This is a genomic window from Albidovulum denitrificans (genome assembly GCF_002973535.1).
Taxonomy (GTDB): Bacteria; Pseudomonadota; Alphaproteobacteria; order Rhodobacterales; family Rhodobacteraceae; genus Albidovulum; species Albidovulum denitrificans.
This window is the reverse complement of record NZ_PVEP01000005.1, coordinates 268,566-281,692: the sequence shown is the minus strand read 5'-3', so window position 1 is coordinate 281,692 and position 13,127 is coordinate 268,566. Positions and strand designations below refer to the sequence as shown.

Sequence of the window (13,127 nt, the reverse complement as noted above, 5' to 3'; positions counted from 1 at the left end):
AACCTGTCCCGCCTTGATCCATGTCAACCCGCCTCAGCCCCGCGGCGCGACGCCAAGGCGCATCAGGGTCTGCCGCACTGTGGCGATACGGTCAGCATTGGGCGGGTGGGTGCCAAGGAAGCGGTCGCCCGGATCGGGGATGCGGGTGAAGAAAGCGGCGCCCCGCTCCGGGTCATAACCCGCGCGCAGCGTCAGTTCGGTGCCCAGCGCATCCGCCTCAAGCTCATAATCCTTGGCATAGCGGCGGGAGCCATAGGTCCCGCCGATCTGCTGGCCAAGCTCGACCGACTGATCCCCGCCGCCCATCGCCGCCCCGAGCGCCGCGCCAAGGACGGCGCCGATCTGGGCATTGGCCTGCTGGCGCGGGATATGGCCCTCGATGTGATGGGCGGCCTCGTGGCCCATGACAAAGGCCATCTCATCGGCATTCCGTGCATCCGCGATCAGCGCGACGGTAAAGGCGATGACCGGACGGCCCGAGGCATCGAGCGTCTGGAAGGCGTTCGGCGGCAGGTTGGCGTCATCCGCCACGCCGATCTGGAAATCGCAATTGGCGCGCGGGGCCTGGGCCCGGCAGGCGCGTTCGATCACCGGCTCCATCCGGTTGCGAACCGCGACGAAGGTATCGACCGCGCGTTCGGGCGACAGGCGCGGCCCGGCCTCCACCGGCGCGGTCGGAAAGCCCACCGGGCGCGGCGCCTGGGGCGCGGTCGTCACGCAACCGGCAAGGGCAAGCGCGCCCAGAAGGATCGCAAGGCTGGATTTCACGTCTCTGCTCCCGCATGCCGGTTCGGCCCGGCTATCTGCGGCCCAGCATAGCCCCGAACCGCCCCCGCCGGAAGGCCCCGCCCCGCCCCCTCACGCAACCGTGCCGGGCCTTGCCCGCGCCGGGTGAGCGGACCCATTGAGCCTGCCCGCAACCCGCGCTACGCTTGACCCATGTTCACCATCGAGCACGATTTCGACGCCACCGTCATCACCCTCGTCGATGAGGGCAGCCCCCATCTGGAAGAGGACGTGACGATCCAGGCCTTCGACGAATGCGTGACGATCGAGCAATACGATCCGCGCAAGGACGAGGTCTGCAAGATCATCCTGTCCAACGTGCAGCTGCGCGAACTGGCCGCCGCGCTGAACCTGCCCGAAGGCGTCTACCGGATGCGCCCGCGCGGTGAGAAGGGTTAATCCAGCCGAAAGACCTTGTCCCGCGCCGTCGCGCCCCGGATCAGCGTCAGCGAGGATTTCGGCACGCCCAGCGCCTTGGCCAGCAGCCGGATCACCGCCTTGTTGGCCTTGCCGTCCTCAGGCACCACGGTGACATAGACCCTGATCGTGCCTTCCTCGATCAGGATACGCTCGCGCGAAGCGCGCGGCGTCACCCGCACCGCGATCTCGGCGCCGGGGCGGGCCATGTCCTTCAGGGTCGTCTCATCGTCCTTGCTCATCGCCCCCGACGGCTAGAGGTTTCCGCGCCGCTGGTCTAGCGTTGAAAGAAAACGGGACACCCTGATGACAACCGCATTCCTCACCGATGAACGCTGCTTCTGGCATGGCGGCGGGAGCTATTCGCTGACCCTGCCGGCGGGCGGCTTCGTCCAGCCCGGCGGCGGATTGCCCGAAAACCCCGAAACGAAGCGACGGTTGAAAAACCTCCTCGACGTCTCGGGCCTGCTGCGCGAACTTGACGTCAACTCCGCCCCGGAGGCCAGCCGCGACGACCTGCTGCGCGTCCACCCCGCCTCCTATCTCGATGCGTTCAAGGCGGCCTCGGACGCGGGCGGCGGCGAGTTGGGCCTGCGCACCCCCTTCGGCAAGGGCGGGTATGAGGTCGCGGCGCTGTCGGCGGGCCTTGCCGTGGCGGCGGTGAACACCGTCCTGACCGGCGCGGCGACCAATGCCTATGCGCTGTCGCGCCCGCCCGGCCACCATTGCCTGCCTGACTGGCCGAACGGTTTCTGCCTGCTGGCCAATATCGCCATCGCGATCCGTGCGGCGCAGGAGAAGGGCCTTGCCCGCCGGATCGCCGTCGTCGACTGGGACGTGCATCACGGCAACGGGACCGAGGCGATATTCCTGTCGGACCCGTCGGTCCTGACCCTCTCTGTCCATCAGGAATGGAACTACCCGCTGGATACCGGCGCGGCGACGGTCCGGGGTGAGGGCAAGGGTCATGGCTTCAACATGAACATCCCGCTGCCGCCGGGCGCTGGGCATGAGAGCTACCTTGAGGTCATGGACCGGATCGTCCTGCCCGCGCTGGACCGCTTCCGCCCCGAGGCGATCGTGGTCGCCTGCGGATATGACGCGGCTGCCCTCGACCCGTTGGGGCGGATGCTGGCCACGGCCGAGACCTTCCGCCTGATGACGCGAAAGATGATGCAGGTGGCCGAGGATCTTTGCGACGGAAAGCTGATCCTTGTCCATGAGGGGGGTTATTCGGAGACCTATGTCCCCTTCTGCGGCCATGCGGTGATCGAGGAGATGTCCGGCACCGCGATCCGGGTTCCCGATCCCTTGGCCGAAACCGTCGCGGCGCGGCAGCCCGGCCCGCAATGGCAGGCCCATCTGTCGGCCCATATCGCGGAACTCGCGGGATTTTTCGGTCTCTGAGGCGCGACCTTCCATTGAAATCCGGGGCGCGGGCCGCGATATCGTTCGGGCATAACCAGAGGCAAGGCGATGACAGACAGACCCGAAGGCACCGTGAACCCCGCCGTCAGAAATGACGCGGTGATGGAGTTCCTGCTGACCCGCCGTTCCCGCCCCGCCAAGACGCTGAAGGCGCCCGCCCCCGACCGCGCGGCGCTGCGCCCGATCCTGACCGCCGCCGCCCGCGTCCCCGATCACGGCAAACTGGAACCCTGGCGCTTCATCGTGCTGGAACGCGCGGCCCTTGACCGGCTGGCGGCGATGGCCGCGACCCATGCCGACCGGATCGGCCTTGCCGCCGACAGCGCCGCCAAGGGGATCGCGCAATTCTCCGAAAGCCCGCTTGCCGTCGCGGTCGTCCATGTCCCACGCCCGACCGACAAGGTGCCGGAGGTCGAGCAGACCTTGTCGGCCGGGGCCGCCTGCCTTGCGCTTCTGAACGCGGCGCTTGCCTCTGGCTGGGGCGCGTCCTGGCTGACAGGCTGGCCCGCGCATGACGCGGATTTCGCCGCCAGGGCGCTGGGGCTTCGGCCCGGCGAATGGATCGCGGGCTTTGTCCATATCGGCACCGAAGGCGCGGTCCCGCCCGAACGGCCGCGCCCCGATCTGGACGCGATCACGACCTGGATGGAGTGATGCCGATGATCCGCGCGCTGTTCCTCGCCTGGACCGACCTGCTGCGCCCGCGCATCTTCGGCGTGCTGGCCAAGGGCGTCGGGCTGACGATCCTGATCTTCATCGCCCTTCAGGCGGCGGCCTTCTTCGCGCTGCGCGCCCTTGCGCCCGAAACGCTGGCGCTGCCCTTCGGCGCCACGCTGCCGCTGGCCACGATCCTGTCCTGGGGGTCGCTCGCGCTATTCCCGCTGATGGGGTTCTTCCTGATGGCGCCGGTCGCGGCGGGCTTTTCCGGGCTTTACGCCGAAAACGTCGCCGACACGGTCGAGGATATCCACTACCCCGCCCGGCCCGGATCGGCCATGGACTTTTTCGAAAGCATCCCAGGTGCGCTTGGCATCCTGGGCGCCACCCTTCTGGTCGCGCTTCTGACGCTGATCCTGACGCCCTTCCTCGGCCCGCTGGCGCCGGTCCTCTTCTACGCCGCGAACGGCTGGCTTCTGGGGCGGGAGTTCTTTCAGATGGCGGCCCGGCGGCACATGGACGCCGCCCCCGCGCAGGCGATGCGGCAAAGGAACGCCGCCATCGTGACGCTGACCGGGGTCGCGGTCGCCTTCCTTCTGACGGTGCCGATCCTGAACATCGCCGTGCCGGTCGTGGCGGCGGCGGCCTTCACCCACCTCGTCCACGGGCTTCTGGGGGATGAGGACCGCGCCCTGCCGGTCTGAACGCCTACTGCCCCTGCGGCATGTCGTCGAGCCGCCCGAACCAGTCGATGTCGCGCAGCGTGAAGACGCCCGAAACGATCACCGCGGCGATGATCGACCAGATCACGACGGCGAACATCGTCGTCCAGATGATCTTGCGTTTAAGCTGAAAGTTCGCGGGCGCGCCGGGCGGGGTTCCCGGCACGACATGGCCTTCCTCGGCCTGGCTGCCCGGCCGGATCTGAAGCGCGATGAAGAAGGTGATGAACCAGATCACCGCAAAAAGGACAAGACCGCCGGTAACGCTCATCAGACCTGCTCCAGTTCCACGAGGCAGCCGTTGAAATCCTTCGGGTGCAGGAACAGGACCGGCTTGCCATGGGCGCCGATCTTCGGCTCCCCCGTCCCCAGCACGCGCGCGCCCTGCGCCTTCAGCCGGTCGCGGGCGGCGAGGATGTCATCGACCTCATAGCAGATGTGATGGATCCCGCCCGCCGGGTTCTTTTCCAGAAACCCCGCGATGGGGGAATTCTCGCCCAGCGGATAGAGAAGCTCGATCTTGGTGTTCGGCAGTTCGATGAAGACGACCGTCACGCCGTGATCGGGTTCGTCCTGCGGCTGGCCCACCCGCGCGCCCAGCGTGTCGCGATACTGCGCCGAGGCCGCGTCGAGGTCAGGCACGGCGATGGCCACATGGTTCAGGCGTCCGATCATCTGAGTTCTCTCCCGCAGGGTCCTGTCGGCGCCGTTTTAGGGGTGAGGCGGGGCGGGGTGCAAGCGGCGCGTTCGCCGCAGGCGCGTTTACGCTTCGTTAGGGAAGGCCTGCCTTAGTTGGCAAAGACCCTTCCATAGCGGAGCAACGCCATGCCCGACCCGATGTCCGACCTCGTCCCCCAACGCGCGCCCTCGCCCGAACGCCCGCTTCAGGGCGTGACCCTGCTTCTGGTCGAGGACAGCCGTTTCGCCTGCGAGGCGATACGCCTGATGTGCCTGCGCTCCGGCGCGCGGCTTCGGCGCGCCGATTGCCTCGGCTCCGCCCGGCGTCACCTGCAATGCTACCGCCCGACCGTGGTCATCGCCGACATCGGCCTGCCCGACGGCTCCGGGCTTGACCTGATCGGCACGCTCGCGCGGCAAAGCCCGCGCGTGCCTGCGCTGATCGCCATGTCGGGCGATGCCGGGGCCGGGGCGGCGGCGCGGGCGGCCGGGGCCGACCTTTTCCTGGCGAAGCCAGTCGAAAACCTCGCCGCGTTTCAGCAGGCCGTGCTGTCGCTTCTGCCCGACCGTCCGCAGGCGGCGGCGGGCGATGCCGCGCCCTTTTCCCCCGACCGCGCCGCGCTCAGGGACGATCTGGCCCATGCGGCGGCGCTTCTCGACCCACAGGCCGAGGGCGATCTCGACTATGTTGCGCAGTTCCTCAAGGGGCTGGCGCTGTCGGCCCATGACGCCGACCTGCGCGCGGCGGCCGAGGCGCTTCTGGCCGATCACGGGCAGAACGCCGCGCCGCTTGGCCACGTCAACGGCCTTTTGCGCGACCGTCTGGCGGCCAGCGCGGGTTTCTGACGGCTCACCCCGCCAGCGCCGGATCGCGCGTCACCAGAATCGGCCGCGTCAGCCCCGACAACTCCTGCCGCTGCACGCCCTCCGCGTCGAAATTATCGGGGGCGAGCCAGGCCTCATGCGCGGCCTTCAGCGCGGGCCATTCCTTGTCGATGGCGGCAAACCACGCGGTGTCGCGGTTGCGCCCCTTGACCACCGTCGCCTGCCGGAACACGCCCTCATGGCTCATCCCGTAGCGTTCGGCCGCGCGGCGCGAGGGCAGGTTCAGCGCGTCGCATTTCCATTCGAACCGGCGATAGCCCGCCTCGAACGCCCAGCCCATCATCAGGCAGATCGCCTCGGTCGCGGCGCGGGTCCGCTGCAAGGCCGGGGCAAGGTTGATATGACCGACCTCGATCGACCCCGCCGCAGGCTCGATCCGAAGGAATGAGGCGACGCCACCCGCCCGGCCCGTCGACAGATCGACCACGGCGTAAAAGAACGGGTCCTCCTTCACCGCCATCGCCTCGGCCCAGGCAAGATAGCCCGCCAGTTCGGTGAAAGGGCCATAGGGCAGGTAATCCCAGATCGCGTCATTCATCAGGTTCGCCGCATGCAGATCCTGACCGTGCCGGGCCGGGTCGAGCCGTTCCAGCCGCGCGTAGCGCCCCTCGATCGCCTCCGGCCCCGGCCGCGCGGGCGGGGTCCAGTCACCCACCGGCGCACCAAACCTGCGCTCTGCCATTTCCACCCTCCCGGCTGTTTCGGGGCGACTATGAACCCGCGCCCGCCGGGCGGCAAGGTGCCGCGAAATGACACCCGAATTGCCATGCCCGCGTCCCCGCCCTTCCCCAATCCTGCCGCAATCTCCCCCGAAATTCAGGGGCAAGAGGCCCCGACAGGGCGATTTGCGTAAAGGTGAGAGCGATGAAAGATTCGATCATCCGTGTTGTGACGAACGAAAAGCTGACCCGGATCACCCATTGGACGGTGTTTTCCGTCGGCGCGCTGACGCTCGCCTTCTCCATCGCGGCAACGGCGGCCCGCGCGTTTTAAGCGCAGGCTAGGGCCCAAAGGAAAAAGCCGCGCCAGACGGGCGCGGCTTTTCGTTTTCTGCGCCTCAGGTCGCGGCGGGCGGGGCGTCCTTGGCCGACCAGACCGGACATTTCCCCCCAAGCCGTCGCGGACAGGCCAGGCAGCCGGGGCGGATTGTCGGCGTCAGCACAGCACCTTCTCCATCCGGGCCCAGTCGCCGAACTGCCAGACCTCCCCCATCACGCTCGCGAAAAGCCCGTCGAATACCTCGACCGGCATCGCCTGACGCAAGCCGGTGACCATCCCGATCCGTTCGGAACGGGAAGCTGCGCACAGCATGAACCGCATGAAGCCCGCCATCTTCTCCGGCGGAATGTCCGAGACGATGCTGTGTTCGATCCCCTCGATCTCATCAGCTGAGAAATTCGCGGCGATCAGAGGCATCAGTTCCGTCTCCTCCTCATGCATATGGGCAAGGTCGTCGGCCATGAAGATCGCGAAGCGCTGGTAGAGACGGCGCAGCTTCACCGGACGGTCGGCCCCGGCCATCGCTACCTCCTCCGCCATGCGGCGCAAGTCATCGAAGGCGGCAAGGTGGTGATCGTGGTCGTCGTCCTGATGCTCCGCCCCGCCCGGTACGCGGGCCTCGACGACCGCGTGGATCTTGTGGTTCTCATGGCTCAGGTGCGACAGGCTGAGGTCCAAATGCGCCGACAGCGCGCCCAGCACCTCCATCAGCGCCTTGTCATCAGTGGCATCCGCCTGACCCAGCGCGATCAGCATCCGCGCATCGGCCAGGCGAATGCCCTTGTGGACCGCGTAATACAGGTCCTTGGTGGTCACGTTCTCGAAATGCGGTCTCGCATTCATGTCTTGTCTCCATTCATTGGTGTGCAAACGAAACTCTTGAATGCGGGACGGAATAGAGCGCTTTTCTTTATCTGGAAATAGCGGCATATTGGTTTCACTATCCTGAAAAATCGGACAATCCATGGACCGTCTGCGCGCGATGCGGCTCTTCCTGCGGGTCACCGAGCTTGGCAGCCTCAGCGCCGCAGCGACGGATCTCGGGCTGGCGCGGGGGGCCGGATCGGCCATCGTGGCCGAGCTTGAGCGGCATCTGGGTGTGCAACTGCTCGAACGCACGACACGCAAGATCCGCCTGACGGAAGAAGGGCAGATTTACGCCGGGCGGGCGCGCACGATCCTGGCAGATGTGGATGAGCTTGAGGATGAAATCGGCGGCGCGGAACGGCGTCCGCATGGCCGATTGCGCATCCAGATGCCGCCGGGGCTGACGCGGATCATCGTCGCCCCCGCCCTGCCCGGTTTCATCGCGGCCTATCCTGGGATGGAGCTACAGATCCTGTCTCGCTCGGACCTGCCCGATTTCGTCGGCCTGCGGCTTGACGCCGCCGTGGTCGTCGGCCCGCTGCCCGAGCTTGACATCGTCGCGCGACCGCTTGGCCATCTTCCGGTGCTGACGGTCGCCGCGCCCGCCTATCTCGAACGTCGCGGCACCCCGCGCGTCCCGGCCGATCTGGCCGACCACAGCTGCGTGCGCACGATTTCGACCACGACCGGAAATCCTGTCGTCTGGCGGTTCCGTGAGGACGACCATGACACCCGCCTTGCCCTTCCCGGCCCGCTGGCCTTCGAGGCGCCCGAAGCCGCCGTCGCCGCCGTCCGGCGCGGCGCGGGCATCCTCCAGATTGCCAGCTATCTGCTGTTCGACGACATCCGCGCGGGCAAGCTGGTCCCCATCCTCGACGATTTCCGCCCGGAGGGTCCGACGCTCCAGATCGTGCATCCCCGCCACCGGCGCAAACCGCGACGGCTGAAGGTGTTCGAGGACTTTCTCTCCGACCTCAATCAGAAGGTGCGGACAAGCTGGAACATCACTGACACGCAAAGCCCCGGACCGGGGCGGATCACGCCTCCTTCGGAATGACCCGCAGGCGCAATTCGCGAAGCTGTTCGTTCGTCGGCTCGGACGGCGCAGCCATCATCAGGTCCTCGGCGCGCTGGTTCATCGGGAACATGATGACCTCGCGGATATTCGCGGTATCGGCCAGAAGCATCACGATCCGGTCGATGCCCGCCGCGCAGCCGCCGTGCGGGGGGGCGCCGTATTTGAACGCCTTGACCATGCCGCCAAAGCGCTTCTCGACCTCTTCACGACCGTAACCGGCCAGTTCGAAGGCCTTGAACATGATCTCGGGCTTGTGGTTGCGGATCGCGCCGGAAAGGATTTCGTAGCCGTTGCAGGCAAGGTCGTACTGATAGCCCAGCACTTTCAGCGGATCGCCCGAAAGCGCCTCCATGCCCCCTTGCGGCATCGAGAAGGGGTTGTGGGAAAAGTCGATCTTGCCCTCGTCATCCTTCTCATACATCGGGAAATCGACGATCCAGGCGAATTTGAACGTGCTTTCGTCGATCAGGCCAAGCTCCCGCCCGATCTCCATCCGCGCGCGGCCCGCGACGGCCTCGAACGTCTCCGGCTTGCCGCCGAGGAAGAAGGCCGCGTCGCCCTCACCGAGGCCGAGTTGCAGGCGCAGCGCCTCGGTCCGTTCCGGGCCGATGTTCTTGGCGATGGGACCGGCGGCTTCGGTCGTGCCGTCCTCGGCCTTCCGCCAGAAGATATACCCCATCCCCGGCAGGCCCTGCTGTTGGGCAAAGGCATTCATCCGGTCGGCGAACTTGCGCGACCCGCCGCCCGGCGCGGGAATGGCGCGAACTTGCGTCCCCTCCTGCTCCAGCAGCTTGGCGAAGATCGCGAAGCCGGACCCCGCGAAATGCTCGCTGACGACCTGCATCCTGATCGGGTTGCGCAGGTCCGGTTTGTCGGTCCCGTACCAGAGCGCAGAATCGGCATAGGAAATCAGCGGCCAGTCGGCATCGACGGCGCGGCCGTCCGAAAACTCTTCGAACACGCCCTGGATCACCGGCTTGACGGCGTCGAACACGTCCTGCTGCTCGACAAAGCTCATCTCGACGTCAAGCTGGTAGAAGTCGGTGGGCGAACGGTCGGCGCGCGGGTCTTCGTCGCGGAAGCAGGGCGCGATCTGGAAATAGCGGTCGAACCCCGCCACCATGATCAGCTGCTTGAACTGCTGCGGCGCCTGCGGCAGGGCGTAGAACTTGCCCGGATGGAGCCGCGACGGCACGAGGAAGTCGCGCGCCCCTTCGGGGCTGCTGGCGGTGATGATCGGCGTCTGGAACTCGGTAAAGCCACCGGCCCACATGCGGTCGCGCATGGATTTCACAACCCGCGCGCGCAGCATCATGTTGTGGTGCAACCCCTCGCGCCGCAGGTCGAGGAAGCGGTAGGTCAGGCGGGTTTCTTCCGGGTAGTCCTGTTCGCCGAAGACCGGCAGCGGCAGTTCCTCGGCCGCGCCAAGGACCTCCATATCGGTCACATAGACCTCGATCTCGCCCGTGGGGATCTTGGGGTTCACAAGGCCCGCATCGCGCGCCTTCACCCGCCCGTCGATGCGGATCACCGTTTCGGCCTTCAGCTTTTCGATGGAACCGAAGGCGGGGCTGTCGCTGTCGGCCAGCACCTGCGTCATGCCGTAATGGTCGCGCAGGTCGATGAAGAGAACGCCGCCATGGTCGCGCACCCGATGGACCCATCCGGCAAGGCGGACGGTCTGGCCTGCGTTGGATTTGTTCAGATCGGCACAGGTATGGCTGCGATAGGCGTGCATGGGGCTTCCCTTTCAGGGGCGGTAACCGTGGTCCGCGCCGATACACCCTTTGCGCCGGGCGAAGTCAAGGGCGGCGCGGTCCCGCCGATGGGGTTGAACACCCGGCGCGGGGGGGTATTCTGCGCGAATGGCCGGCCGCGAACGTCGGACCACACCATGTCCGCGCGTTCCGGCATGTCCGGCGCCCAGGGGGCCTCTGCCTTCGGGGACCGGCAGAAGCGGGGGTGGACCGATGTGGGCAAAAGCGCTCGACACGATGCTGCGGCAACTGGTGCAGCATGGCCGTCTTGAGGTGACATATACCGACGGCACGAAACGAAGGTACGGCAACGGGCCGGGCGATCCGGTGCGCGTCCGGCTGAGCGGAGAGAAGACCGAGAGGCGGCTGGCGATGCACCCCAACCTTGCGGTGGGGGAGGCCTATGTGGACGGCCACCTGACCGTTGAGGGGGAGGATATCGCGGGCCTCATCGCGCTGGCGCTGTGCAACGATGCCCGCATGACCCCGGCCTGGTGGCTGACGCCCGCGCGCCATGTCGCGCGCTGGTTCCGGGTCCTGACGCAGATCAACCCCGCCGGACGCTCACGCGCAAACGTCCACCACCACTATGACCTGACGCCAGAGCTTTACGCGCTGTTCCTTGATGCCGACCGGCAATATTCCTGCGCCTATTTCCGTCATCCCGACGACACGCTGGAACAGGCGCAGGCACAGAAGAAGGCGATCATCGCGCGAAAGCTCTGCCTTCAGCCGGGGATGCATGTCCTCGACATCGGCTGCGGCTGGGGTGGCATGGCGCTGACACTGGCGCGCGATCATGGCGCGCGGGTGCTGGGCGTCACCCTGTCGGAAGAACAGCTTGCCATTGCCACCGAACGCGCAGCGGCCGAGGGGCTGGCCGACCGGGTCGAATTCCGCCTGATCGACTATCGCAAGATCGAGGGGCGCTTTGACCGCATCGTTTCGGTCGGCATGTTCGAACATGTCGGCCTGCCGCATTATCGCACCTATTTCGACGCCGTCCGCCGCCTGTTGACCGACGATGGCGTGGCCCTGATCCATACCATCGGCAACCCCGGCCCGCCCGCCGCCACCGGCCCCTGGATACGCAAGTATATCTTCCCCGGCGGCTATATCCCCGCCATGTCGGAATGCCTGCACGCGATCGAGGGCGCCGATCTCTGGACCACGGATGTTGAGGTCTGGCGCCTGCATTACGCCGAAACGCTCCTCCACTGGCGCAGGCGGTTCGAGGCCAATCTGGACCGGATACGGGCGCTTCAGGACGACCGTTTCTGCCGCATGTGGCGTTATTACCTTGCCGGGTCGGAGATGACGTTCCGCTATGGCGACCAATGCGTCTTTCAATTCCAACTGGCGCGCAAGCGCGACGCGGTACCGCTGACGCGGGAGTATCTTTACGACAGCCCGCTTCTGGCGGCCGAACGGCAGGGGAAATGCGCCTGAGGGGGGCGCCCTCCGCAGATTGTTCGCGCATCCGCCACATTGCCGCCAGAATGGGGGTTCAAATCTCCCATTCATGGACATTGCCGAGCCCTCCCCCGCGGTCGCCATGACCGCCGTGTCCCCTGCGCAGGACCTGCGCCGGGCGGTGGTGCTGCTCGCGCTCTGGACGCTTTATGCGATCTGGCGGCAATGGGGGCATTGGCCCGATGACCTTTCGGCCCTCTACATCGCCGGGCATCTCTGGCAGACCGGGCAGAGCGACCTGATCTATGCCGCCCCGCCGGGGTTTTTCGGTGGCCATGCGGCAAGCTGGGACCCGGTGATGGCCGATCTCGGCATCGCGGGCAAGGTCACGTTCCCCTATGTCTACCCGCCGCTTTGGGCAGCACTTCTGGGCCCGGTGACCGACCTGATGGGTCCGCAAGCCTTTGCCGATGCCGTGTTGCTGATCCAGATGCCGATGCTGGCCGCCTCGGTCCTGATGGCGGCGCGGCTGATGCGGCCTGCCACGATGCCGATGCTGACCTGGGCGCTGATTGGCATCGTGATCCTTCTGGCCAGCACGCAGTCCTACATCGCGCTCTGGCACAATCAGCCGACGATTACCGTGGGCTTCCTTGTCCTTCTCTGCTTCACCTGTCTGGATGCGGACCGGCCCATCGCCGCCGGGGCCGCGCTGGCGCTTGCCGCCGCGATCAAACTGACACCGGCGGCGCTGGTGCTGATTCTCCTTCTCGACCGGCAGTACCGTGCGACGCTATCCTTCGCCGCCTTCGGCGCCGCCCTTGGCCTTCTCAGCCTCGCCGTGACCGGCACCGCGCTGCACGAAACCTTCCTCAACAGCCTTGGCCTGATCCGCGAAGGCGCGCTGATGAGCGCTGTGAACGTCTCGCTTCTGCCCGCGCTGATGTCTCTCGGAGCGGCCCTCGGCCTCGGCCCCGCCTTCGATACGCAAAGCCACTTTGCCATTCTCGCCCCGATCCCCGGCTGGCTGTCGACCGGCCTCACGCTGACCGCGCTGGCCCTGACCACCGCCTTCCTGATGGCCCTGAAGGACAAACCCGGCCCGGAACGGCGCGCGACGGGGCTTTTCGCGCTCTGGCTCATCCTTACGCTCTTCGGCCCGCTCGGCTGGCAGCATTACTACCTTCTGCCGCTTCTCCTCCTGCCGGGCCTGATCGCGCGCCTGTCGCCGCGCGCGGGGCTGCTTCTTGGCCTTGCCATAGCCTTGCCGTCAACTCGGTTCGTCTTCCTGACCATCGGCTTCCTGCCCTGGCCCGTCGCGAATTACGTCTGGCTTGCCTGCCCCGGCTGGCTCGCCGTTCTCCTCACCCTTTATGTCAGGGCGCGACGCGCCGCCTGACGTCCTTCTGCCCTTGCGCCCCGGCCCGTTCCGTCTATAAC

Annotated in this window: 16 protein-coding genes; 9 read left to right on the top strand and 7 right to left on the bottom strand. The window is 66.8% G+C overall.

From position 1 onward, the window contains the following. Positions 1-33: 33 nt before the first annotated feature. The gene (locus tag LX70_RS13455) at positions 34-768 is read right to left on the bottom strand and encodes a M48 family metallopeptidase (RefSeq protein ID WP_245885082.1); all 735 of its coding nucleotides are present in this window, start codon (positions 766-768) and stop codon (positions 34-36) included. Positions 769-939: 171 nt separating this feature from the next. On the opposite strand from LX70_RS13455, the gene LX70_RS13450 reads away from it, so the two are divergent. Next, the gene (locus LX70_RS13450) at positions 940-1,185 is read left to right on the top strand and encodes a hypothetical protein (protein WP_105515284.1); all 246 of its coding nucleotides are present in this window, start codon (positions 940-942) and stop codon (positions 1,183-1,185) included. Here LX70_RS13450 and LX70_RS13445 read toward each other — a convergent pair. Beyond that, a complete protein-coding gene (locus LX70_RS13445; RefSeq protein WP_105515283.1) occupies positions 1,182-1,445 on the bottom strand; it encodes a DUF167 domain-containing protein in 264 nt (87 codons plus the stop codon). The two genes, LX70_RS13450 and LX70_RS13445, sit on opposite strands and share 4 nt — an antisense overlap. A gap of 64 nt (positions 1,446-1,509) precedes the next feature. Here LX70_RS13445 and LX70_RS13440 point away from each other — a divergent pair, with 64 nt between their 5' ends. From LX70_RS13440 to LX70_RS13430, 3 genes are all read left to right on the top strand, one after another. After that, a complete protein-coding gene (locus LX70_RS13440; RefSeq protein WP_105515282.1) occupies positions 1,510-2,610 on the top strand; it encodes a class II histone deacetylase in 1,101 nt (366 codons plus the stop codon). Between the two features lie 69 nt (positions 2,611-2,679). Beyond that, positions 2,680-3,285 (top strand): nitroreductase family protein, encoded by a 606-nt coding sequence (locus LX70_RS13435; protein ID WP_105515281.1) that lies wholly within the window; start codon positions 2,680-2,682, stop codon positions 3,283-3,285. Further along, positions 3,285-3,992, top strand: coding sequence for an EI24 domain-containing protein (locus LX70_RS13430; protein ID WP_245885080.1), 708 nt, complete (start codon positions 3,285-3,287; stop codon positions 3,990-3,992). The genes LX70_RS13435 and LX70_RS13430 overlap by 1 nt, the downstream gene beginning before the upstream one ends. Before the next feature lie 4 nt (positions 3,993-3,996). On the opposite strand, the gene LX70_RS13425 is transcribed toward LX70_RS13430, so the two are convergent. Next, a complete protein-coding gene (locus LX70_RS13425) occupies positions 3,997-4,281 on the bottom strand; it encodes a DUF1467 family protein (RefSeq protein WP_105515280.1) in 285 nt (94 codons plus the stop codon). Continuing rightward, on the bottom strand, positions 4,281-4,685 hold the full coding sequence (gene mce / locus LX70_RS13420; protein ID WP_105515279.1) for a methylmalonyl-CoA epimerase: 405 nt from the start codon (positions 4,683-4,685) through the stop codon (positions 4,281-4,283). The genes LX70_RS13425 and mce overlap by 1 nt, the downstream gene beginning before the upstream one ends. A gap of 150 nt (positions 4,686-4,835) precedes the next feature. Between mce and LX70_RS13415 the strand changes: the two genes are divergently transcribed. Further along, positions 4,836-5,534, top strand: coding sequence for a response regulator (locus LX70_RS13415; RefSeq protein ID WP_105515278.1), 699 nt, complete (start codon positions 4,836-4,838; stop codon positions 5,532-5,534). 4 nt (positions 5,535-5,538) lie between these two features. Here LX70_RS13415 and LX70_RS13410 read toward each other — a convergent pair whose 3' ends face one another. Further along, positions 5,539-6,255, bottom strand: coding sequence for a GNAT family N-acetyltransferase (locus LX70_RS13410; protein WP_105515277.1), 717 nt, complete (start codon positions 6,253-6,255; stop codon positions 5,539-5,541). A gap of 182 nt (positions 6,256-6,437) precedes the next feature. On the opposite strand from LX70_RS13410, the gene LX70_RS21050 reads away from it, so the two are divergent. After that, positions 6,438-6,566 carry a hypothetical protein gene (locus LX70_RS21050; RefSeq protein WP_281260449.1) on the top strand — a complete coding sequence of 43 codons (129 nt, stop codon included), beginning with the start codon at positions 6,438-6,440 and terminating at the stop codon, positions 6,564-6,566. Positions 6,567-6,728: 162 nt separating this feature from the next. Here the strand turns inward: LX70_RS21050 and LX70_RS13405 are convergent, their stop codons facing one another. Further along, entirely contained in the window at positions 6,729-7,415 is a 687-nt protein-coding gene (locus tag LX70_RS13405; protein WP_105515276.1) for a hemerythrin domain-containing protein, read from the bottom strand. Positions 7,416-7,536: 121 nt separating this feature from the next. On the opposite strand from LX70_RS13405, the gene LX70_RS13400 reads away from it, so the two are divergent. Further along, entirely contained in the window at positions 7,537-8,496 is a 960-nt protein-coding gene (locus LX70_RS13400) for a LysR family transcriptional regulator (protein ID WP_105515275.1), read from the top strand. Here LX70_RS13400 and aspS read toward each other — a convergent pair. Then, the gene (gene aspS / locus LX70_RS13395) at positions 8,477-10,255 is read right to left on the bottom strand and encodes an aspartate--tRNA ligase (RefSeq protein ID WP_105515274.1); all 1,779 of its coding nucleotides are present in this window, start codon (positions 10,253-10,255) and stop codon (positions 8,477-8,479) included. The two genes, LX70_RS13400 and aspS, sit on opposite strands and share 20 nt — an antisense overlap. A 232-nt stretch (positions 10,256-10,487) precedes the next feature. Here aspS and LX70_RS13390 point away from each other — a divergent pair, with 232 nt between their 5' ends. Together LX70_RS13390 and LX70_RS13385 are read left to right on the top strand one after the other, a co-directional pair. Then, a complete protein-coding gene (locus LX70_RS13390) occupies positions 10,488-11,723 on the top strand; it encodes an SAM-dependent methyltransferase (protein WP_105515273.1) in 1,236 nt (411 codons plus the stop codon). A gap of 106 nt (positions 11,724-11,829) precedes the next feature. Next, positions 11,830-13,086 carry a glycosyltransferase family 87 protein gene (locus tag LX70_RS13385; protein ID WP_211301718.1) on the top strand — a complete coding sequence of 419 codons (1,257 nt, stop codon included), beginning with the start codon at positions 11,830-11,832 and terminating at the stop codon, positions 13,084-13,086. The last annotated feature ends 41 nt before the right edge of the window (positions 13,087-13,127 follow it).

Excerpts from the sequence above, each read along its gene's own strand:
- LX70_RS13415 (WP_105515278.1), top strand. The coding sequence starts at position 4,836 with ATGCCCGACCCGATGTCCGACCTCGTCCCCCAACGCGCGCCCTCGCCC.
- LX70_RS13435 (WP_105515281.1), top strand. The coding sequence starts at position 2,680 with ATGACAGACAGACCCGAAGGCACCGTGAACCCCGCCGTCAGAAATGAC.
- LX70_RS13425 (WP_105515280.1), bottom strand. The coding sequence starts at position 4,281 with ATGAGCGTTACCGGCGGTCTTGTCCTTTTTGCGGTGATCTGGTTCATC.
- LX70_RS21050 (WP_281260449.1), top strand. The coding sequence starts at position 6,438 with ATGAAAGATTCGATCATCCGTGTTGTGACGAACGAAAAGCTGACCCGG.
- LX70_RS13440 (WP_105515282.1), top strand. The coding sequence starts at position 1,510 with ATGACAACCGCATTCCTCACCGATGAACGCTGCTTCTGGCATGGCGGC.
- LX70_RS13430 (WP_245885080.1), top strand. The coding sequence starts at position 3,285 with ATGCCGATGATCCGCGCGCTGTTCCTCGCCTGGACCGACCTGCTGCGC.
- aspS (WP_105515274.1), bottom strand. The coding sequence starts at position 10,255 with ATGCACGCCTATCGCAGCCATACCTGTGCCGATCTGAACAAATCCAAC.
- mce (WP_105515279.1), bottom strand. The coding sequence starts at position 4,685 with ATGATCGGACGCCTGAACCATGTGGCCATCGCCGTGCCTGACCTCGAC.
- LX70_RS13450 (WP_105515284.1), top strand. The coding sequence starts at position 940 with ATGTTCACCATCGAGCACGATTTCGACGCCACCGTCATCACCCTCGTC.
- LX70_RS13410 (WP_105515277.1), bottom strand. The coding sequence starts at position 6,255 with ATGGCAGAGCGCAGGTTTGGTGCGCCGGTGGGTGACTGGACCCCGCCC.
- LX70_RS13385 (WP_211301718.1), top strand. The coding sequence starts at position 11,830 with ATGACCGCCGTGTCCCCTGCGCAGGACCTGCGCCGGGCGGTGGTGCTG.
- LX70_RS13390 (WP_105515273.1), top strand. The coding sequence starts at position 10,488 with ATGTGGGCAAAAGCGCTCGACACGATGCTGCGGCAACTGGTGCAGCAT.
- LX70_RS13400 (WP_105515275.1), top strand. The coding sequence starts at position 7,537 with ATGGACCGTCTGCGCGCGATGCGGCTCTTCCTGCGGGTCACCGAGCTT.
- LX70_RS13445 (WP_105515283.1), bottom strand. The coding sequence starts at position 1,445 with ATGAGCAAGGACGATGAGACGACCCTGAAGGACATGGCCCGCCCCGGC.
- LX70_RS13405 (WP_105515276.1), bottom strand. The coding sequence starts at position 7,415 with ATGAATGCGAGACCGCATTTCGAGAACGTGACCACCAAGGACCTGTAT.